The 20,144-nt window shown below is 50.6% G+C and carries 25 protein-coding genes; 14 read left to right on the forward strand and 11 right to left on the reverse strand.

Going from position 1 to position 20,144, the window contains the following annotated elements; genetic code table 11:
- The first annotated feature begins 97 nt into the window (after nt 1-97).
- Nucleotides 98-1,303: a phosphoglycerate kinase gene (locus NGAR_RS08750; protein WP_015019339.1), complete on the forward strand. Its 1,206-nt coding sequence runs from the start codon at nt 98-100 to the stop codon at nt 1,301-1,303.
- On the opposite strand, the gene NGAR_RS08755 is transcribed toward NGAR_RS08750, so the two are convergent.
- The 3 genes from NGAR_RS08755 to NGAR_RS08760 form a co-directional block, all read right to left on the reverse strand.
- Nucleotides 1,300-1,497: a hypothetical protein gene (locus tag NGAR_RS08755; RefSeq protein ID WP_148681211.1), complete on the reverse strand. Its 198-nt coding sequence runs from the start codon at nt 1,495-1,497 to the stop codon at nt 1,300-1,302. The two genes, NGAR_RS08750 and NGAR_RS08755, sit on opposite strands and share 4 nt — an antisense overlap.
- Nucleotides 1,498-1,605: 108 nt before the next feature.
- Nucleotides 1,606-1,737, reverse strand: coding sequence for a hypothetical protein (locus tag NGAR_RS18795; protein WP_266190233.1), 132 nt, complete (start codon nt 1,735-1,737; stop codon nt 1,606-1,608).
- 73 nt (nt 1,738-1,810) lie between these two features.
- Nucleotides 1,811-3,409: a hypothetical protein gene (locus NGAR_RS08760; RefSeq protein WP_148681212.1), complete on the reverse strand. Its 1,599-nt coding sequence runs from the start codon at nt 3,407-3,409 to the stop codon at nt 1,811-1,813.
- Between the two features lie 94 nt (nt 3,410-3,503).
- Here NGAR_RS08760 and NGAR_RS08765 point away from each other — a divergent pair, with 94 nt between their 5' ends.
- Entirely contained in the window at nt 3,504-4,403 is a 900-nt protein-coding gene (locus tag NGAR_RS08765; RefSeq protein ID WP_015019342.1) for a DMT family transporter, read from the forward strand.
- On the opposite strand, the gene pth2 is transcribed toward NGAR_RS08765, so the two are convergent.
- Nucleotides 4,400-4,753: a peptidyl-tRNA hydrolase Pth2 gene (pth2, locus tag NGAR_RS08770; RefSeq protein ID WP_323444713.1), complete on the reverse strand. Its 354-nt coding sequence runs from the start codon at nt 4,751-4,753 to the stop codon at nt 4,400-4,402. The genes NGAR_RS08765 and pth2 overlap by 4 nt on opposite strands.
- A gap of 60 nt (nt 4,754-4,813) precedes the next feature.
- On the opposite strand from pth2, the gene NGAR_RS08775 reads away from it, so the two are divergent.
- The 6 genes from NGAR_RS08775 (at nt 4,814) to NGAR_RS08800 (ending at nt 10,154) form a co-directional block, all read left to right on the forward strand.
- On the forward strand, nt 4,814-5,980 hold the full coding sequence (locus NGAR_RS08775; RefSeq protein ID WP_015019344.1) for a geranylgeranyl reductase family protein: 1,167 nt from the start codon (nt 4,814-4,816) through the stop codon (nt 5,978-5,980).
- A 39-nt stretch (nt 5,981-6,019) separates the two neighbouring features.
- On the forward strand, nt 6,020-6,199 hold the full coding sequence (locus NGAR_RS19340) for a zinc finger domain-containing protein (protein WP_015019345.1): 180 nt from the start codon (nt 6,020-6,022) through the stop codon (nt 6,197-6,199).
- 2 nt (nt 6,200-6,201) lie between these two features.
- The gene (locus NGAR_RS08785) at nt 6,202-6,483 is read left to right on the forward strand and encodes an elongation factor 1-beta (protein WP_015019346.1); all 282 of its coding nucleotides are present in this window, start codon (nt 6,202-6,204) and stop codon (nt 6,481-6,483) included.
- Between the two features lie 34 nt (nt 6,484-6,517).
- Complete coding sequence (locus NGAR_RS08790) at nt 6,518-8,704, forward strand: CDC48 family AAA ATPase (RefSeq protein ID WP_015019347.1); 2,187 nt, start codon at nt 6,518-6,520, stop codon at nt 8,702-8,704.
- Nucleotides 8,705-8,921: 217 nt separating this feature from the next.
- On the forward strand, nt 8,922-9,716 hold the full coding sequence (locus tag NGAR_RS08795) for a hypothetical protein (RefSeq protein WP_015019348.1): 795 nt from the start codon (nt 8,922-8,924) through the stop codon (nt 9,714-9,716).
- Between the two features lie 177 nt (nt 9,717-9,893).
- Nucleotides 9,894-10,154: a hypothetical protein gene (locus NGAR_RS08800; RefSeq protein ID WP_148681214.1), complete on the forward strand. Its 261-nt coding sequence runs from the start codon at nt 9,894-9,896 to the stop codon at nt 10,152-10,154.
- Here NGAR_RS08800 and cyoE read toward each other — a convergent pair.
- The 4 genes from cyoE to NGAR_RS08815 form a co-directional block, all read right to left on the reverse strand.
- A complete protein-coding gene (gene cyoE / locus NGAR_RS08805) occupies nt 10,147-11,052 on the reverse strand; it encodes a heme o synthase (RefSeq protein ID WP_015019350.1) in 906 nt (301 codons plus the stop codon). The two genes, NGAR_RS08800 and cyoE, sit on opposite strands and share 8 nt — an antisense overlap.
- 53 nt (nt 11,053-11,105) lie before the next feature.
- The gene (locus NGAR_RS17510) at nt 11,106-11,282 is read right to left on the reverse strand and encodes a hypothetical protein (protein WP_015019351.1); all 177 of its coding nucleotides are present in this window, start codon (nt 11,280-11,282) and stop codon (nt 11,106-11,108) included.
- A gap of 315 nt (nt 11,283-11,597) precedes the next feature.
- Nucleotides 11,598-12,233 carry a hypothetical protein gene (locus NGAR_RS08810; RefSeq protein ID WP_015019352.1) on the reverse strand — a complete coding sequence of 212 codons (636 nt, stop codon included), beginning with the start codon at nt 12,231-12,233 and terminating at the stop codon, nt 11,598-11,600.
- A gap of 142 nt (nt 12,234-12,375) precedes the next feature.
- Nucleotides 12,376-12,693: a DUF2795 domain-containing protein gene (locus NGAR_RS08815; protein WP_015019353.1), complete on the reverse strand. Its 318-nt coding sequence runs from the start codon at nt 12,691-12,693 to the stop codon at nt 12,376-12,378.
- Nucleotides 12,694-12,768: 75 nt separating this feature from the next.
- On the opposite strand from NGAR_RS08815, the gene NGAR_RS08820 reads away from it, so the two are divergent.
- Genes NGAR_RS08820 through NGAR_RS08830 form a run of 3 tightly spaced genes read left to right on the forward strand, consistent with a single transcriptional unit; the run spans nt 12,769 to nt 14,920 of the window.
- A complete protein-coding gene (locus NGAR_RS08820; RefSeq protein ID WP_015019354.1) occupies nt 12,769-13,236 on the forward strand; it encodes a PRC-barrel domain-containing protein in 468 nt (155 codons plus the stop codon).
- Between the two features lie 53 nt (nt 13,237-13,289).
- Nucleotides 13,290-14,525, forward strand: a complete 1,236-nt coding sequence (locus tag NGAR_RS08825) for a plastocyanin/azurin family copper-binding protein (RefSeq protein ID WP_015019355.1) — start codon at nt 13,290-13,292, stop codon at nt 14,523-14,525.
- A complete protein-coding gene (locus NGAR_RS08830) occupies nt 14,525-14,920 on the forward strand; it encodes a Mov34/MPN/PAD-1 family protein (protein WP_015019356.1) in 396 nt (131 codons plus the stop codon). Before NGAR_RS08825 ends, NGAR_RS08830 begins: the two co-directional genes overlap by 1 nt.
- Here NGAR_RS08830 and aspS read toward each other — a convergent pair.
- Nucleotides 14,910-16,199, reverse strand: coding sequence for an aspartate--tRNA(Asn) ligase (gene aspS / locus NGAR_RS08835; protein WP_015019357.1), 1,290 nt, complete (start codon nt 16,197-16,199; stop codon nt 14,910-14,912). The two genes, NGAR_RS08830 and aspS, sit on opposite strands and share 11 nt — an antisense overlap.
- Before the next feature lie 11 nt (nt 16,200-16,210).
- A complete protein-coding gene (locus tag NGAR_RS08840; protein ID WP_015019358.1) occupies nt 16,211-16,726 on the reverse strand; it encodes a transcription elongation factor NusA in 516 nt (171 codons plus the stop codon).
- Between the two features lie 464 nt (nt 16,727-17,190).
- Between NGAR_RS08840 and NGAR_RS08845 the strand changes: the two genes are divergently transcribed.
- The 3 genes from NGAR_RS08845 (at nt 17,191) to NGAR_RS08855 (ending at nt 19,542) form a co-directional block, all read left to right on the forward strand.
- Nucleotides 17,191-17,478: a response regulator gene (locus tag NGAR_RS08845; protein ID WP_187147440.1), complete on the forward strand. Its 288-nt coding sequence runs from the start codon at nt 17,191-17,193 to the stop codon at nt 17,476-17,478.
- Nucleotides 17,479-17,569: 91 nt separating this feature from the next.
- Nucleotides 17,570-18,532, forward strand: coding sequence for an ABC transporter ATP-binding protein (locus NGAR_RS08850; protein WP_015019360.1), 963 nt, complete (start codon nt 17,570-17,572; stop codon nt 18,530-18,532).
- Nucleotides 18,533-18,615: 83 nt separating this feature from the next.
- Nucleotides 18,616-19,542 carry an ion transporter gene (locus tag NGAR_RS08855; protein ID WP_015019361.1) on the forward strand — a complete coding sequence of 309 codons (927 nt, stop codon included), beginning with the start codon at nt 18,616-18,618 and terminating at the stop codon, nt 19,540-19,542.
- Between the two features lie 4 nt (nt 19,543-19,546).
- On the opposite strand, the gene NGAR_RS08860 is transcribed toward NGAR_RS08855, so the two are convergent.
- Complete coding sequence (locus NGAR_RS08860; protein ID WP_148681217.1) at nt 19,547-19,768, reverse strand: hypothetical protein; 222 nt, start codon at nt 19,766-19,768, stop codon at nt 19,547-19,549.
- Between the last annotated feature and the right edge of the window lie 376 nt (nt 19,769-20,144).

The raw sequence follows: 20,144 nt of genomic DNA on the forward strand, positions 1-20,144 counted from the left end.
GTATTTAATGCCGTATGGAAGATGCTTCTGGTATGGAGCTCGTTTATGTAGTTCTTATAAAGATAAATTAAACCCCACCAGATTACCGATCGTCCAGTTGGCCCTGAGAACTCTTTCTGATCTGCCAGACTCGCAATTTGACGGGAAAAGGGTGCTCGTGAGAGTCGATTTCAACGTCAGCGTAAACAACGGCGCGGTTGGCGAGGACTATAGGATCCGCATGTCCATTCCTACTATCGAATACCTGACAAAGCGCGGCGCCAAGGTGATACTAGCCTCGCACCTTGGAAGGCCGGAAGGGCGCGACAGACAGTATTCGCTTGCGCCTGTTGCAAAACGCTTGTCAGACATTGTTGGTGGCAAGTCAAGGCCGGCGATACGCTTTGCAGATGACTGCGTCGGCGTTGAAGTGGAGGACGAAATAAGCAAGATGAACAAGGGCGACGTGCTCTTGCTTGAAAACCTGCGCTTCCATAAAGAGGAGGAGCTGAACGATCCAGAGTTCAGCAAGAGGCTCGCATCGCTTGCAGACATTTACGTCAACGATGCCTTTAGCACTTCTCACAGGAAGCATTCCTCCACCTATGGCGCCGCCTGGCTCTTTGACATCAGGCTTGCAGGCTTTAACCTGAGCAAGGAGGTCGAATACCTGTCCATGATAAGGGAGAACCCGATCAAGCCCTTCAAGATCGTAGTCGGCGGGGTCAAGATAAAGGACAAGATAGGTGCGCTTGAACATCTGCTACCAAAGGCTGACAAGGTAATGATAGGAGGAGCTGCTGCGTATACATTCCTCAAGGCAGAGGGAATCAAGACAGGCAACTCGCTCATAGATGAAGAGCGCCTGCCATGGGTCACAAAGGCTCTGTCAACATACGGCGACAAGATAATGCTCCCTACAGACCATGTCTGCGCAAATTCGCCAAACGATAATTCAGTCACGATGGTAAGGGGAGACATCCCAAACGGCATGTCCGGCTTTGACATTGGCAACGAAACGATAGAACGCTACTCTGCAGAGGTAGGAGGCAACGGCGGAGGCACCATCTTTTGGAACGGGCCGATGGGCATGTTTGAGATCAGGGCATTTTCAAACGGCACCATAAACATCGCCAAGAGCATGGCGCTTGCGTTCTGGCGCGGAAGCAAGACGCTCATTGGCGGGGGAGACACCCTTGAGGCGATGAAAAAGTCGGGCGTGGCAGAAAATGAAGTGAGCCACGTGTCTACAGGCGGCGGGGCAACCCTGCGCTACCTTGCAGGCGACGAGATGCCCGGCGTTGTAATTCTGAACGGCCATTAAGCCCTTGGCGGTGCAGCCGGCACGAGCGTTTTGCCCCTAGGCCATATTTCCCTCTTGAGCACATCCCACTCGATAGATATCCTTCCCGGGCCGGTGATAAGTAGGCTTGCCGCCATCACCAAGAGTAGCGGGTCAACTTCAAAGCCGCCAACAAATTCTCTTGAGAGCTTGATTACAAGCGTCGTGCTCAACATCAGTATTATGTATAACGCGGCAGTGATCCTCTAATTATGCCGGCGAATATGGCTATTGCGCCGCCAATTTCTGGAGTCGCTATAACAAAGGCGACCTCGGGCGGCAGACTAATGCGGCCGACGAATCCCCTGCACCTGTCCAAAGTCTGTAAGGCTGGGCACCCGGTGGGCAAGGAACGTTATTCCCATCATTATCCTGAGTGGGAGCGGCCCAAACTGCATCAACCGCAGAGAATTCACAGCAAGCGTTCTAGATCGCTAGCCATAGTTTAAGATCATTGGTACAACCACAGAACAGACGATGATGATGTCCTTAGATAACGTTGACCCTGACTGCCTTCAGGACCGACACGTCATCATTGCCCGCGCCTATCATTATGACATACTGACCTGCGGCGAGGTCTTCAGCTGGCATGAATACATAGGATACCTGCTTTGAGCCCCCTCCCGATATGGAAACTGATTCTTCGCTGAATATGCCAGTTGAATTACCAAGCATGCTGTTTGGCGTGAACGTGCCGGCCGCCATCATTTTGCCGCTGAAGTCCCCAGAAGCATCTATCGTGACCCTGATTTCTGTGCTATCGCCCCTTGCCACTGTCACCTCCCCGTCTGGTGCAGAGACGGAGATTGGAACCTGCTTTGCAGCGTCCAGCCTGCCTATCTTGTTTTCAGTCCATTCTGAGAACCACGCCTGATTGTCCTGTCCCACTGCAAACTGCAGGACGTTTGCAATGCCGCAAGTGTCTGAGCCTGGAGGACAAGCTGCCCAGTTCTTGTTCTGTGAGGGGATCCAGTACTCTGTCAGTACAAGATTTTCAGGGTCAAAGCGGGCCATCTTGTTGCCTGTGTGTTCGTTGAACCAGATCGAGCCATCCGGACCTGTCGCCATCCAGTACGGCCACGTCTGAGCATTTGCAGGTGTTGTTCCGCCGAAAATCTTGGGCGATGCTATGGATGTCACAAACTTTGTTATCTCGTCCGCCACCGGATCGTACTTGAAGAAGATATTTGTACCATGATCGGTGACCCACAGGTTGCCCGAGTTGTCAAGCGTTGCGCCTACCGGCGAGCTAAGGCTGGCGGGAAGATCGACTGTGCGCACAAACGAGTTTGTATCAATGTCATACTGGAAAAGCTGGCCTTTCTGCTGGAAGGAGAGAAGCGAGACCCACAGATCATTTCTTTGCTCGTCAAGCACAAGCAGACCTGAAGTAACGATGCCAGAAACCCCTTCAAAGCCCTCCAGCGGCAAGGGAATTTCTGTAAAGCCTTCCGAAGTTCCACTCTTCATTTTTGAAACATCGCCAAAGAAGATTGATTTCGAGTTTATCCCAATGAGATAGATATTGCCGTTTGCATCAAATTCCATGTCCGAAGGATATCTTGCAGGCACCCTGAACACGTCAAACGACTCTGATGCCTTGTTGAATCTCCAGATCGCGTTGTTCTGATCCGTAAACCACACGTAGTCACCATTAGCCTTGACTGTCCATGACATTTGCCACGACCCTAAGTTTGTAAACGGCTGCTCGCGGGTCGGCCATTCGGGAATGTTGTATTCGTTGAACCTGTTTTCCGCAACATCATAGCTGCCAAGGAGGCCGCGCTTTGCAGACACGTACCATACCTGACTGCTGCCATCAGCGGCAATCCCAACCGGCATTTCACAGTCTGATTGTAGCACAAATTCAATTACGTACGCGTTAGAGTTTGGGCTTGTATCGGTACCACAAAATTGCTCTTGGAACCGTTGCAGCGTATCCTGTTCATTGTTCGGACCGCCGGGAGGCGGGCGCGCAAACACTGAAACAGAGACCGCGGCAACCGCGACTATCCCAATTATCGCATAAACAATGATCTTTTTAGACGAAGATGACGATGAGCGCGAGGTACGAGAGGAACTTGGCACAGCGAGAAATCCGATTTTCTACCATATATCTCTAGTGCCATAGGAGGTGGCGCATAGGCAGAAATACCACATCAGAAGTAAAATATTGTCCCGTTTGGCCGCAGAAAAAGCAGAGGGGCACAGACAGTATGCAGTTGCAGGCTACCTGTCGGTATTGCTTGCCTCCGCGCTGTTCGGCTCCGTGTTCACGCTGGCAAAAGTCCCCCTCGCCACCATGGATCCGCTTGCGCTGTCGGCCATAATCTACACCATCGCCGGTCTTGGCTTGCTCCCGTTTGCAAAGGCGTCGTTCAGGCTCGCCACAAGGCGCGAGTATTACTATCTTGCAATAGTAACAATTTTTGGCGCGGTGGCCGCGCCGGTGCTCCTGCTCTATGGGCTCCAGCAGACAAATGCCGCTGATGCGGCAATACTGGCAAACGGCGAGATCGTGTTTACCATATTGCTCTCTGCGATGTTTTTTGGTGAAAAGCCGCACGGAAGAGTTGGGCTGTTCGCCGTCATTCTAGTGGTCATCGGGCTCTTCATAGCAACAACAGACCTGAAAGTATCAGAAACCATACTGGAGTTCAACGCTGGCAACCTCATGATACTGGTGTCCATGCTCATGTGGGCAATAGACAACAACATCAGCAGGCGGCTGACATCAAATGTGAGCCCAGCCAAGATTGCAATGGTCAAGTCGCTTTCTGGCGGGCTTGTACTCCTTGCAATTGCTCTGGCTCTCGGCAAGTCAGACTCGATTGCAAGCATAGAGCCCAGCCTCTGGCTCATAATAGCGGGCATGTCAGTTTCCGGGTTTGGCGGCGCGCTCTTGCTATTCCTACAGGGAATCAAGAGGATAGGAACGGTCAAGACAATGTCAGTGTTTTCCATGACCCCGATATTTGGCATAGTCATAGCGGCGATTGCGCTTGGCGAATCGATAAGCGTGTTTCAAGGAATTGCAACCGGTCTGATAATCATGGGCATCCTGCTTGTGAGCCGCCACTAGAGCAGCTTTAGGTCGTTTGTCACCTTGTCGATCAGGTCTGCTGGCGCAGGGCCTATTCCTATGCAAGTGGTCGTGCCCGGTGGTATCTGTGTCAGCCCGCTGTCCTGCACCTGCACGACAGGCAGCCTGTAGCTTTCTGCCCGCTTTCTTATTTCCATCAGCTCTTCCATGCTCTTTACCTTCACTACGACCTTGGCTTGACCACCCTCAAACCACGCGTCAAACCACGCCCGCCTGTGCGCCTTTGTTTTTTCTGCGCCCATCACGGCAGCGTGCGCCACCTGCGCCGCTATCTTGCCTGTTCCCATGCCAAGGTCCCGCCTGACCACCATCACCTGTTTGAACTCCACCTGACGCTCTGTGATAGTTTAATTAACAGAGTGAAAAATACATTGCTGGTCTTTTGCGAGATGCCGGGCTATGATGTGATAGTTGCAGGCGGTAGTGTTTCCGGCCTGCTTGCAGCACGCGAGGCCGCGGCTGGCGGCCTCTCTGTGGCTGTCCTTGAGGAGGACTCGGAGATAGGGACGCCGGAGCACTGCGGTGGGCTTGTGAGCATAGCAGGCATACGGAACATAGGCATCGTGCCAGACGCAAGTGCAGTAGAAAACACCAAGATCGCGCGGGCTAAGATCCTCTCTCCCTCTAGCGGCTTTGAGATCAGCGCAGAAAAGCAAAAAGTGATGGTGCTTGATAGGCGGGCTTTTGACAAGCAGATCGCATTTCAGGCGCAAAAGCTGGGTGCCGAAATAAAGGTAAAATGCGCCATGCGATCGTTTTCAAAAAAAGAAGACGACGGCCCCACCTACATTGTCAAGACCTCTGAAGGCGACCTTGTATGCAAATATTTCGTAGACGCAAGGGGCGTCGCGTCGATAATCGCCAGAAACAGAGAAGGCGTCCTCCAGTCAGCACAGTATGAAGTTTATGCGCCGTGGATAGAGCGGGACACCATCGAAGTCGCGTTTGACAACCAGCGTTATCCCGGCTTTTTTGCGTGGATAATACCTACTGCGCAGGGAAGCGGCAAGGTCGGAGTGGCTGGCAGGGGCATCAATGCGGCAAGCGCGCTCCAGTCATACATTGATGGCAAGGGTAAATGCTCAATCGTGCGCAAAGTATACGCATCCATATGGGTCAACGGCCCGATGGAAAACCTTGTGTCTGACAGAATGATAATAGTGGGCGATGCGGCTGGCCAGAGCAAGCCCACCACCGCAGGCGGCATCTATACCTGCGGCATGGGAGGCGTGCTTGCGGGGCGAGCAGTGGCAGAGGCAGCCAGAAAGAATGATGACAGGCTTTTGGCCCAGTACGAAAAAGATTGGCGATCGATGTTTGGCGCAGAGTTTGAAAAGATGCTGCTTGCAAGGAAGCTCTTGGAACGACTCGACAACAAGGCCATAGACGAGCTCTTTTCAGCTGTGCCGCCAGAAAAGATCGAGGAGGCATCGGCCAGCGGCGACTTTGACTTTCATTCCGCCGCTCTGGCCAAGATTCTCGGCGCAAAGAGCGCCACCCGGATGGCCAAGGCGCTACTTGGCAACGAGATCAGGCGCCTGATTGACATCAGCTAAGCAAGATATAAATTCGGTTAACCTTAAGAGAGCACGTATATGTCCAAGCCATTGCAATTGCCGGTCTGCACATCATGCAGCAGGCCGATTATGCCTAACGATGAATGTGTCAAGTATTACTGTCCAAACTGTGGCTACGTGCTCATATGGCGTTGTGAATCCTGCCGCGAGTTTGCGAGACCTTACAAGTGCGTAGGGTGTGCTTTTGAGGGCCCATAGACATGGCACGGCTAGTAGCCAGAATAAGGATAATGCCTGCAGACGCCGAGTCCAACCTTGACAGCGTCGTCAATTCTATAAAAAGCTCCTTGCCTGAAGGAATGGAGATGAAGGGCCACGCGATGGAGCCGATCGCCTTTGGGCTAAAGGCCATAGTCGGAGACTTTCTGCTGGAAGACGCAGAAGGGCAGATGGACAAGCTGGAGGAGTCGATCAAGAATGTCGAAGGCGTCGGCGAGATCGAAGTGATGAATATCAGCAGGCAATCAGTAAAAATGAAGTAGTAGCAATGCAGGAGGCTTTTACAGTTTGAAAAAGGTGCGCACTGGGAGCGACGAATCATCTCCCATCCAGCTCAGGGTAGCTGAGGCCAAGCACCGCGACGTGGGCAAGCGGCGGGCAAGGATAGACGCGCGCTACATGGATCACTTGGGAATTCAAGCCGGCGAGGTCGTCGAGCTTGTGGGCAAGCGCAGCACTGCAGTAACGGCATGGCCGGCTGACGAGGAAGAAAAAGAGAGCGACATTATCAGGATAGATGGGCAGACGAGAAAGAACGCCGGCGTAGGACTCAATGATCTCTTGAACGTCAGAAAGATCGACTGCAAGCAGGCCAAGAGCGTGACCCTCATGCCACTTGGCGACAGTACCATTACTGTCGACAAGGAGTTTTGCGACTTTGTAAAGAACAGGATCAAGGGCTACCCCGTGAACGAGGGCGACGAGATTTCAGTAGTCATCTTGGGCAACCAGATGGACTTTAAGGTAGAAAGGGTCTCGCCAAAGGCCATAGCAAGAATAGAGAGGCAGACAAAGCTCACCATAATGGCCGAGATCACAAGCGACAGAAAGCCGCGCGTGACCTACGAAGAGATAGGTGGCATGAAAGAGCAGATAAAGCGCCTGCGCGAGATCGTGGAACTTCCGATGCGCCACCCCGAGGTCTTTGCAAGGCTTGGCATAGAGCCACACAGCGGGATCCTGATGTATGGGTCGCCGGGCTGCGGCAAGACCCTGATCGCAAAAGCTCTTGCGTCAGAGTCTGAGGCGAACTTTTTCATAATCAACGGCCCCGAGATCATGAACAAATACTATGGCGAGACAGAAGCGAGGCTGCGCGACATCTTTAAAGAGGCGCGCGAGTCTTCGCCCAGCATAATATTCATCGACGAGATCGACGCCATCGCCCCAAAGAGAGAGGAGGCATTTGGCGATGTCGAAAAGCGCGTCGTGGCGCAGCTCCTTGCGCTCATGGACGGCATGTCCGAGAGGGGTCAAGTCATCGTACTTGGCGCCACCAACAGGCCGGAGAGCCTGGATCCTGCGCTGAGGCGTCCCGGCAGGTTTGACAGGGAAATAGAGATAGGTGTCCCAAACGCTGAAGGCAGGCTTGAGATACTGCAGATACACACCCGCGGCATGCCACTCTCTGACGACATCAACTTGCAAGAGCTTGCGTCAGAGCTCCATGGATACACCGGCGCGGACATCAAGGCGCTGTGTAGAGAGGCCGCCATGAAGGCGCTCAGGCGATACCTGCCAGAGATAGACCTTGAAGGAGACAAGATATCGCCAGAGATCCTTGAAGGCATGGTCATAACAAACCGCGACTTTAAGGAAGGCATGAAAGAGATCGTCCCGACCGCAATGAGGGAATTCTACGTCGAAGTCGCGCGCATAAAGTGGAACGACGTCGGCGGCCTGTACGAGGCAAAGCGCACCCTGCATGACAACCTCATAACGGCCATCAGGGAGCCGGACAAATTTGCCAAGATGGGCATCAGGCCGCCGCGAGGGGCTCTGCTCTACGGGCCGCCGGGCACCGGCAAGACGCTCCTTGCAAAGGCGCTTGCCACAGAGAGCAATGCAAATATCATCGTAGTCCGCGGGCCCGAAGTGCTCAGTAAGTGGGTAGGAGAATCTGAAAAGGCAATCCGCGAGATCTTTCGAAAGGCCAAGTCCTCGTCGCCATGCATTGTCGTCTTCGATGAGCTGGACTCGCTTGCAAGGCCGAGAGGACAAGAAGAGGACATGTCAGGCAACGAGCGGGTCCTCAGCCAGATACTGACTGAAATGGACGATTCAGGAAGCGCCGGCGTGGTAGTGATAGGCATAACTAACCGGCCTGACCTCATTGATACGTCGCTGCTCCGACCTGGAAGGCTGGACCTGATCTTGTATGTCGGGCCGCCGGACGAAAAGGCCAGACAGGAGATATTGAGGATAATAACGCAGCCGATGCCCCTTGCAAACGACGTCGATCTGGCAGGCATCGCCCAGTCCACAAAGAGCTTTAGCGGAGCCGACCTTGTGGCGCTGTGCAGAGAGGCCGCGGTGAACGCCATGCAGAGCAAGTCAGAGATCATATCAAACGCCGACTTTGCCAAGGCAATAAGGCTTGTCCGGCCGTCGATAACAAAGGACGTCGAAGACTGGTACGAGTCGATAAAGAAAAACATCACATATGCGATGCCCAAACAGATAGACAAGACATTCTACGGCTGATTATCACATTATATAGCTGATGATACGGACAGATTGCAAAACAAAAGTTTTTGCTTGCTATAGTAGAAAATGTTTTTCTTGTTCTGTTGATATAACGCCCAGATGCACGGCCAAGGTGGCAATATGAATATTTATCATATAAGATTTTATAGTAAAACTCCATAAGGATTAAGTAACATAAGGCTCTTCCATAAACATTGAAGACAATAGGTCCTTTTTGGTTGCAACATTCCTGATTGGAATGTTGTTGTCCATTGCAAGGCTAGATTCAGCATACGCGACAACATCCGCTCCCACTCCAAGCGGAGGATCAGAGACTGCAATACTGGTAATAGGAGACCAAGAGTTTGACATCCAGTACACGATAAACGGCGGTACTTTAGAGGAGAGGATGACTGCCGACCCAGCGCTGAAAACTTTGCTGGTTACAATTTCTTCCACATCAGACGGCAATCTCACCATCGGGCTTCCAACCGAAGCGATAGATGCAGAGGACAATGAGTTCTCTGTCTTTGTCGATGGCGAATTCAGGAATTTTGTCGTTGACGAACTAAAGCGAACCGCGGACGCCAGAGTTCTCTATATCGAATTTGAGAATGGGACTGAGGAAATTGAAATAGTTGGTACATCCATGGCGAGAGAAGAAGACGAGGAGCCAGAGCCCGCGCCGCAGACGTTCTCTGTGGAAATAGAAGACCGTAGCTACGACATTCCTTACAAAGTCACCGGCGGCTTTGTGCAGAGCGTTAGTGCAGACATCGAGTCAAAGAGTCTAACGGTTTCCATCTCCTCAAATACCAGTGGCATTCTCGCGCTCTGGCTACCAACCGAAATGATAGATGCAGATGATGAATTCTCTGTGCTTATCGATGGTCAAGCCGCCAACTTCACTGAGCTGGACTCTACTGATGACGCAAGAGTCCTCCAAGTGGAATTCGAAAATGGAAGCGAAGAAATCGAGATCGCAGGTACCTTCATAGTTCCAGAGTTGGCAGTTTGGCAATTCTGGTGACATCAATAGCGATCGTCGGAACAATCGCTGCGACAAGAAGGATCCATAAATTTGGCGGCCTACAAATATAGCAGAGTTTTTTCTTATCTGCTCCTATACATCCCTTTTCATTTTTAAGACAGAGCATAAAACCGTATGCAGAGGATATTGCAAGCTCAAAAGAATATAACCAGCCGCGTGCCAATAGCAAGACATTCTACGGGTAACAACATGAAATATCCCATCCGGAACCTTATGTATGAAAAGATAAGGCAGGCAGGCACGTTGACCGATGCTGACCTCATGAAAGACCTGTCAAAGGACGGCGTCACGCTTGCCGAGTCAGAGTTTAACAAGACACTTTTAGACCTCGAAATATATGGCCTAGTCAGGGTCTCGTGGGTGACAAAAGACAAACGCAGGATCGAGCTGGTCGCCGATTCCGGCACTGCTAGCTGAGAAGCTGGATAGGCAGAGGATAGTAGAACAGCGCGTCGACTGCGAGCGCCACGAATATTGCCACAAGATACGGTGCGGTAACCTTGTACGCCTTCCAAGCAAATTCCGGCGTTGGATTCTTTGTCAGCTTGTAATGGTAGGCAAGCATCAGCGAGCCAGAGACTGCCGCGACTGCGGTGTAGAGCACGCCAGGGCCAAAGAATGCAATTGCCACAGAGTATGGAAGCAGTATTGCAGTGTTGAGCAGGATGTAGCTTGCAGTCTTTTGGTTGCCGATCAGCACAGGAAGCATGGGCACCCGCACGCTTGCGTATTCTTCCCTTGCCCTTATCGCAAGGCACCAAAAGTGCGGAGGTGTCCACATGAACACGAGCCACCCCACCAGAAACCCAAGCAGATCCATCGAGCCTGTGACAGCGGCCCATCCAGCCATAGAGGCGGCGCTCCCGGCGAACCCTCCAATGATAATGTTTGAGGCGTTGCTCCGCTTGAGCCACGCGGTGTAGATTATTACGTAAAAGAATATGCCAAGCGCAATCATGCCTGTAGCCACAGGGTTCAGAGTAAACCATGCAATAATGACAGAAACAGCGCTAACTGCAATCCCATAAGCAAGAACGCTCTTTGGCAACAGCCTCCCTGCAGGAATAGGCCTTCTAGCAGTCCTCTCCATCACCTTGTCGATGTCCCTGTCGTAGTAATGGTTAAGCGCGCTTGCGCCCATCGATGCCAGAGCGCCGGCAAGCGTGAGAAAGCCCAGCGTGAACCAGTCAACGTCCCATGCCACGCCGGGAGTAGCGTCAAACCGGGTGGCAGCAAGATACGACGTGACTGCCGTTATCACCAAGACTACCACTATTCGTGGCTTTGAAACCTCGACATAATCGCGTGCAGTCACAGGGTTGCCTCAGAGAGAGTGCTGCTCTGCTTGCATTTAATTTATTCGTTGAGTCAGTAGACGAAATGTTTCAGATTAGCCACCTGCAGCTTGAAGAATATCATCATCTTACGCCTGAGTAGGGCATGCTCGCCATCCGACATGCCACACTTGCACTTCTTCATTCCTGTCGATCGAGCCTCTGCAATGGCACAGAGCTTGGCTATCTTGTTTAGTGCCTGCGAAGTCATAGTATGGGCCTATCCTGTGGGTGTGCTCGAGCATATCCAACAGGTTGACGGTCGTGAGCCAGGCATCCGATACCGTGCCGCCTTGCCCACTTCAAACAGGTCCGCTACAGACACGGCTATGACGCCCCGTACAGGGTATTAAAACATCATACCAATTATTATACACCTATCAAAATAGCTAAAATAGGCTGCTAGTTTGCGCTTCAAAAAAGTGCATAAACCTATCACGCTATTCGCAGTTGTTGTTGCCCTTCCTTTAGCGGCTTCCCAATATACCTTTGATTTCAGCCAAGCTTCAACTCGTGCTACCCATCATTATTTTCTTTTAGTAGACCCTGTCTCTCCCCTAGTGGGACCTTCCTCTCCTCCAGCCGCCGTCTCTGCACCTGCGCCAGCTGCACCAGCAGTGGTCGGACCACCACCGCCTTCAGTTTGAACCCTTATGGCCTCCTTAGTCATGTGACCCATCGCTCTTGCAGTGTTGGAAGTCATTTTCGACACTTCTTTTGCATTTTCTCTTGCGTACCTTGTAGCTGCTCTGGCTGCTTCTGCTCCAGCAAACATCATGTTGGTAGTCATCCTTGTTCCAGCGGCAAAGTTTTCTGCTGTACTAGATACCATCCTTGCATACATGTCTGCCATATTTCTTGGCTGTATGCCTCCAGTCCACCAGTTCCAAGGTTGCATCCATTCCATCCAATACCCTGCCCTGTCTGCCATATCGCGCCAAGCAGATTGCATTGAATTTAGAACATCCTTTTGTGACTCCAGAAATGTATCAGCTATTTCCCTAGTTGCATCGGCTGTCTCATTCTGAAGATCTGTTATTGTTTGGGAGAAGCGAGGAACTTCCCTTCTTGTCTCTTCTATCGCCCTTCGAATATTGTCTCTTGTCTCGTCAATAGAGCGAATAGTTGCTTCCTGCTGTTCCCTTTGAGTGCGTTCATCCATACGTCTTGTTGATGATGCCATATTGTCAGAGTTTCAAGACTGATAGCAAAGATAAGGATTGCAATTGATTTTATGATGTACCGTTCTTCAGAATCATCTATGTTGATTGTTTTCCTTCCATCTTCGATGATCTACTTCAAGATTAGCCCTGTACCAGCCGCGCTGCTTCAGCTACTTCAGAGACGTTCTGATACTGGCGCTCCTCTATCTTTTGGACCAGCGGCAGCACCTCATTGCGCTCGAGCTTGTTTGACTGTTCTACGAACCTGATAATGGAGCTCTTGTCAGCCGGAAAGTCAAGGTCCTTCAAGACCTGTCCAAGGGCTGCTGCACTTGGAAAGTCGCTGACTGTCTTTTCCCTCTGCCCTCCCTCCACACGGTCCTGCCTCCGTAAAGTCCGCTGGGTCTGCTCCGCGTTGAATTCCGTAGGGATCTGCTCCCGGTTTTCCCTTTCTGACATGGCAGAAAATGTCCAATATTTCTATTAACGGTTGTAGAACAAGATAAAAGCTATGTCGACATAGTAGTATATGCAGTGACCGATTTTAAAGATGCAGAGGTCTATACAGTTGAAGGAAAAAGAATGGGCAGAATAAAGGAGATCAATGCCAGATACTTTACAGCTTTCAAGCGCGGCCTTGTAACAGACGAGGAATTCCGGATCCCAATTTCTGCGATCTCGGCGGTTGAAAACTATGACAGTGCAACGACAGTAGTCAGGCTCAGCCTGAAAGAAGAGCAGTTAAAGCACGGCTACGAGTTTGCAAGGGCCAAGCCCAACTCTGAATTTGCGAGTGGAGTTGCAGAATCCGAGCGAAAGATCCTGTTGGAAAAGCCGATGATCAGGTATGAATCGCCCCATCCGGTCGAAGAAACCATAATGGCGGAGAGGCCGCCTCCCATTTCAGAATACCTTTGCGACATGTGCAATGAAAAGTTTGGTAGCCCCGGAGAACTGCAAGAACACAGGGTGGCTCAGCACAAGGCCCCGACTGGCATTTGACAACTAGAAGAAACGATTAAGTATACCAAACAAACCCCAATTACTTGTATAACATGTCTGATTGGGACCTTCTGACCCCCGGGATAGGTCTTACTTCCATAGGCATTGTTGGCGTTGCAATTTCTCTTTCGGGCATTGCCAAGACCTTTATTGACGGCATGCACGCAGTCTCGCTTTTGACAATGTTTATCGGCATGATCTTCCTTGCCTCAGGACTTTTCAAGGACGGCTTTCCTTCTACAGGGCGGGCCAAGTCTGCCACCTTTATCACGCTCGGGTTCCTTGTCACCTTTGGCTTTGCAGCCGCAGTCACGGTCAGCACGCAGGTCCCAAGCATTTACGCCTACATTGGCCTGATGCTGATAATCTCGATTCCAGCTGCAGTCCTTGCATTTGCTTCATACAAGCAGATCCCGTACATCAAGGCACTGGCAGTTATATTCATCGGAGCTGCGGTTGTTGGCGGCTCTACGTTCTATGCCTTTGGCCTCGTGACACCTAGGCCACCAGCACCACCAGAAGAAGAGGAGCCGGCTGAAGAGCCTGCACCTCCGGCCAACATCATCAATGCAACAATACTAGCGGGTGCTTCAGCACAGGGCAATCCTGACTATGAGCCTGATCCTATTACTGTCAACAAGGGCGATGGGGTGCGATGGGTCAATGAGGACAATGTGCCTCACACAGTAACGAGCAGGCAAGAGGGCGTATTTGACTCTTCAATAATCAATGCAGGAGGAAACTGGCTCTTGAACACAGCAGAGCTTGACTCGGCAGAATATGAGTACTTCTGCACATTGCATCCAAACATGGTAGCCACGCTGACAGTGACGGAAGGCGGAGCGGCGGCCCCTGCAGAAGGCTCCGGTAATGCAACCGCTCCAGAAAATGCGACAGCTCCAGAAGGTTCGTCCAACAACCAATCATCAACTACAAGCAATGAAACAACAGCAAGCACGCCAAATGCTACCACTGGCGGCAGCGGTGCTTCTGTAACCTCGGTGTCTATAGTAGTCGGGTCATCGGTTCCAACAAATGGCGAGTTCTACAACCCCGAAAACGTAGAGACGACGGTCGGCAGCATGGTGGCTTGGACCAATGACGACAGCGTGCCCCATACTGTAACGTCAGGAGTGGTGGAAAACAACAGCCCCAAGCCGGACGGCAAGTTTGACTCAAGCATCATGAATCACGGCGCCAGCTTTAGGTTCGTGTTTGACGAAGCCGGCGAATACCCATACTATTGCTCGTTGCACCCGTATATGACCGGCAAGGTCACTGTAAACTAATGGAAGAAATTTTTCTAACATCAAGACAGATCGACCAGCTCGCCAGCCTTGCAAAAAGCTCGCTTCCAAACGAGTCCTGCGCTTTCCTCCTTGGCAAAAACGATAGAATCACAGAAATCTTGCCTATGCAAAACGCCGACAGGTCAGCAATATCCTTCAGCATCAAGCCGCAGCAGGTGCTGCAAGCGTACGACCTTGCAGAAAGCAAAAAGATGCAGATAATCGGGATATTTCACTCGCACCCGGCCAAGCCTGCGCCGTCAAGCACTGACAAGAGATTCATGGAGATAAACCCAGTGGTGTGGCTCATTTACTCGACCACCGAGCATAGGTTCAAGGCATACGTCTACGACACCGACGTAAGGGAAGTTGTCGTAAAGATTATCACGGCGTGAGCCTATCCGTGTCCCTCGGATACAGGACCACGTCGCGCACGTTTTGCGACCCTGTCAGCACCATCATGAGCCGGTCGTAGCCAAGGCCCCATCCAGAGTGTGGAGGCATGCCCCAATCAAACGCCTTGAGGTGCTCCTCAAAGCTGGCAGGGTTGAGTCCTTGCTCGGCAAGCCTGCTCCTCAACTTTGCCGGGTCGTGCAAGCGCCGGCCGCCAGAAACAAGCTCCAGATAACCATACTGCAGGTCAAACGACTTGGACAGTTTAGGGTTGTCCTCCTTTTCATGTATGTAGAATGGCTTGAGCTTGAGCGGCCAGTCTGTGATAAAGTAAAAACCCCGGTGTATTTCGCCTAGCTTGCGCAATGCGGCATCTGACAGGTCGTCGCCAAACTGCAGCTTTTCCCCTTCCTTGGCAAGCTCGTCAAGGCACTGCTCGTACGTCAGCCGATCTATCTTGGAGACCGAAATATCCTTGCCGCCTGCCAGCTGCAGATCAGCCTTGTGCTTTTCCTGAAATGCAGTGGCAACGTTTCTCACCACCCTTTCCACGATATCCATGACATCTTCATAGTCGAGAAATGCGGCTTCAATGTCGACGCTTATGAACTCGGTTAGGTGCCTCACAGTGTGCGAGTTTTCGGCGCGGAAATACGGTCCGATCTCAAATACCCTATCAAGTCCTAGCGTCAGTTGCTCCTTGTACAGCTGCGGGCTCTGGGCAAGGTATGCCTTGCGTTTGCCAAAGTAGTCAAAGCTGAAAAGGTTGGCTCCGCCCTCGCTTGCGCTCCCGATCACCTTGGGTGTGTTTACCTCGATAAAGCCCTCTCCCAGGAGAGTGTCCCTTACCACTACCAAGCCTGCCGAGCGCAGACGGAAAATCGCCGCAACTTTGGGCGTCCTCAGGTCCAGCGCACGTGCGTCAAGCCTCTTGTCGATGGCAGACTCGACGCGCCCCGTAGGGTCTATCGGAAGCGGGTGGACTGCCTTTGTAAGGACTGTAAATTCGCTGACCTTGACTTCTACCGGGAAATCCTTTGCCTTGCTCTTTTGCACCACCCCGGCGACGACCACCGCGCTCTGCCTTGGTGCCTGCACGGCTGCCTGCACGCTGTCGCCAGTTACGATAACCTGGCATGCGCCGGTGACGTCCCTTATTGTTACAAATGCCAGCTTGCCAATATCGCGGACATCTTCTATCCAGCCGCCGACTCTTACCTGCTGCCCCACCAACTGGTCGTCAAGCTGGCGCGCATAGTGGGTCCTCTTGATGTTCACCATTTTATTATTACCTACCTGTTATTGTTGTTCTCGAATTCAATGAGCAGTTCAATGTTCCTAACTGTCTTGGCAATCTTTTGAACCTTTTCTATATTAACCCACGCCTTTCTGCTGTCCCCTGCCACTATGACCTTGGTGAGCTTGTTGCCGTCAGGGAGCCAGAATAGGTTGACCGATAGCACCTTGAGAGGACGGAGCAGGCCCTCAATGAAGCGCCTCTCAGAAGATTCTGACTCAACGAACCATACCTTCTGCCCAAACGCGTCTTCGATCTTGTCTGCAAGCTCCGAGTCTCTCTGAAGGGCAATCACGTCAGGGCTCCGGAGCACTAGCACGAAATCGTCGTCCACCTTTGCGCCGCGCACAAGCGTGAACTTATCGACGTCTTGGTTGCGATCCGCCAGCCGGGCAAGCTTGATCGCGGCTTCGACATCGTCCCGCGTTATGCTGCCCGATTCAAGCTTGGATTCGCATTTGCTGCAAAGCACGCCGGACTTGGCATCGAAAGGGCAGATGGCAGACTTCAATGATTATAAACTTCCATTATGCAATTTAATGGGATAAATAAACCATACATTAAAGAAAACCGATAACGAAATCGATGTCTAGTGGTATGATCTATTTTTCCTCAGATAGATCCTAACGGGGCGTCAGATTATATCGATTGCAACAAAAAGAAAATGCTTGAAAGCAATATTCACGCAAAAAGTGTAGTACGAAACATAATTAGGTAGTCTTTTATTGTAATTGTAGACTAGTTATGTGCCGACTGAAATATTAGGCAGCACAGCATGATATATTTCGATTTATAGATTTTGTCAGATAAGAATCCCACCAAAAAACAAAAGGTAAAAATCTTGATCGTCGATGACGAGGAAGACATCCTTTGTTTTACAAGAAGGTCTGCAAAACGAGGGCTTTAGTGTATATATACTAGCAGTAAACCGAAGGTTTTCTGGAAAATTACAAGGCTGGACAGTACGACCTTCTCTTGCTAGATATCCGAATGCCGCTTATGAATGGTTTTGAGCTCTTCAAGAATATCAGAAAGATCGATAGAAAAGTAAAGGTGTGCTTTATCACGGCATTTGAAATCTACTTTGATGAATTCAGGCGAGTATTCCCAAAAATAGACGTGAGCTGCTTTGTCCGCAAGCCGATAACAATCAACCAACTGGCCAAGATTGTTCGTGAAGAGCTAGCGCGTCCTATACAAGAAGAAGACAAGCCTGCCATCGAGCAAATTCAGCCCAAAGGAACTGACCCGAAAAATATCTAGTGCGGCCTTATCCACATTCTAGATTATTTATATGCATAATATACAAGGTGACAGAATCCTCTTATAATGCGCAAATAATGTTTTTTGTTGATTGCCAAAACTTGTGGTCTCGGGGCTCAAGGCATATTATGCCACTGAAAGGGGCCCAGTCAGGGCAGTAGACGATGTTAACTTTTCCTTATCAGACAACGAATCGCTGGGCATCGTGGGCGAGTCGGCATGCGGTAAGAGCACACTTGGCGCGGCCCTCATGCGCTCTATGCAGCCGCCAGGCAAGATAGTCAGCGGTAGCATAGTTCTAGATGGTACCGACGTTTCAGAGATGCCCGCTTCAGAGTTCAACAGCAAGATAAGATGGAAAAAGATAGCAATGGTCTTCCAAGGCGCAATGAACGCACTTGACCCTGTCTACACGATTGAAAGCCAGCTGCATGAGGTGCTCAGGGAGCACCGTTTTGAAGGCAATATGGAAGAAAAGATAGCAGAGTCGCTCCGCCAGGTGGGGCTTGATCTCTCGGTGGCAAAGCGCTACCCTCATGAGCTTTCTGGCGGCATGAAGCAGCGCGTCGTGATTGCAATGGCGCTTTTGCTCAAGCCGGACCTTTTGATAGCAGACGAGCCGACCACCGCTCTTGACGTGCTGGTGCAGGCGCAGATAATAAACCTCCTCAAAAAGTTGCACAGGGAAAATGGCATAACTGTCATCCTGATAACGCACGATCTTGCCCTTGTCTCGCAGATAGCAGACAAGATAGGCATAATGTACGCCGGCCAGCTGGTCGAGGTCGGCTCTACAAGCGACATTTACAAAAACCCCCGGCACCCTTACACGCAGGCGCTCATAGCTGCAATGCCAAGGCTCAAGTCGAACGACAAAAAGATACACTTTGTCAACGGCAGCCCCCCGTCGTTGCTCAATCCACCTCATGGATGCCGGTTCTACGATCGCTGCCCACATGCCATGGATGCCTGCAAAAAAGATCCTCCGGAATTCAAGACAGACACAGGCTACGTGCGCTGCTGGCTGTATGAAAATAACAAGCGCGAGTCTTAAAAAGAGCAAATTCAGATGACAAAGTCTACGGCTTGCTGGTGAGAGAATATATACAATGACGTTCACAGCAGCTCAGGCAACCAATGGAAGAAAAGCCATCTCTGCCTCGGTCAAAATTGCCCTCGGAAAGAGCTGACGATACAGTTGTTAATATTTTGAGAGGCATAGTTGGAAGCAGGGCGTTTGACTTTACAATAACGAGTGTAATCCTTCTTCAGGCAGTTGCCCTTGCGCTAGAAGCTACGCCTGCCCTCTATTCTAACAATAATGGTGAAAGAACAAATGACGCTGCAAGATTGTTTGGCACAGTCCATACTGCAGTAGTCATGGTTTTCATTGTCGAGGCTGGAATGAGGTTAGGGGCATTATGTCCAAAGCCCCAAGATTACTTCAAAGATGGATGGAATAGTTTTGATTTTGCAGTGATAGTGCTTTCACTTATTCCAGTCACCGGTCCATTTGCAACCATTGCAAGGCTTATCAGGCTGCTGAGAGTCACCAGGCTAGTTACAAAATCCAAAGAGCTGCGGGCAATTGTATCCACTCTTGTTCGCTCTATTCCAAGCATCTTTAACATCTTGATTTTGCTTGGCATGCTGTTCTTCATTTATGCAATCATTGGATACCATCTGTTTAGCAATGTAGACCCGCAACGCTGGTCGTCATTTCTTGCCTCTCTTACAACGTTATTCCAAGTCATTACACTGGAGGGATGGATAGACATAACAGAACCGATAGTATCGCAGCTGGGCCCGCTGTACTGGCTCTATTTTGCGACCTTTATTGTGATTGGCACTTTTATAATCATCAACCTGTTTATCTCAGTAATCGTCAGAAAATCTGAAGAAGCGTACAAACAGCTGCAGCTAGAATCTGGAACTCCTCTAACACAGCAAGAGATCGCAGAGGAGTTGAGGGAAATCCACAGGATCTTGGAGGAACTGGAGAGGAGAATAAGCCGGCAAGATGACGATTCAAAAAATGGCAGTGATAGAATCGATAAGAATTGAACCGTCAAGTCATGGCGTTTTTCGGCACTTGGCGTCTCGCCTGTTGGAGACATATGCTAACCTTAAAAAGAGCGGTTTTTGTCTCTATTAGCGGAGACGTTTTTCCTCCATCATAGCTGATATTAAAGCCCAGCTGGCGCAATGTTTCCAGCTTCTTCTTTATCCTATGTCTGGCATTTCTGGCAGCTCTGCCTTCCAGCTGAAGCGTGCCTGTCAGAAATGCCATCTCGTGCTTGGATAACATTGAGGATGAGACTGGAAGTTGCGATAAAAGCATATGTAGCTGCATACTATGAGCTTATTCCAGCGTTCATTGTGTGGTTCTGCTCAATCAGAATTGATCTAAAGCTACGGCAACGGCTGACCGTTAGTCAGCAAGTATCAAGTTCAGCGATCAGATCTGGTTCTTTAGAGTAGTCGAGGTTTGAACTAGCAACCGGTATGATGTTCATAGATATATAGGATATAATTTTTCTAAATATAAGCTATATATGGCTAAAGAAATGGTTGATTATATAATAATCAAACAACAAAAGCCGGAATATTGTGGGAAAATAAATAAATCTTTTATCACAAATTTTGTTGTGATGAGAAAGGGTCTC

It is taken from the genome of Candidatus Nitrososphaera gargensis Ga9.2 (assembly GCF_000303155.1).
GTDB classification, from domain to species: domain Archaea; phylum Thermoproteota; class Nitrososphaeria; order Nitrososphaerales; family Nitrososphaeraceae; genus Nitrososphaera; species Nitrososphaera gargensis.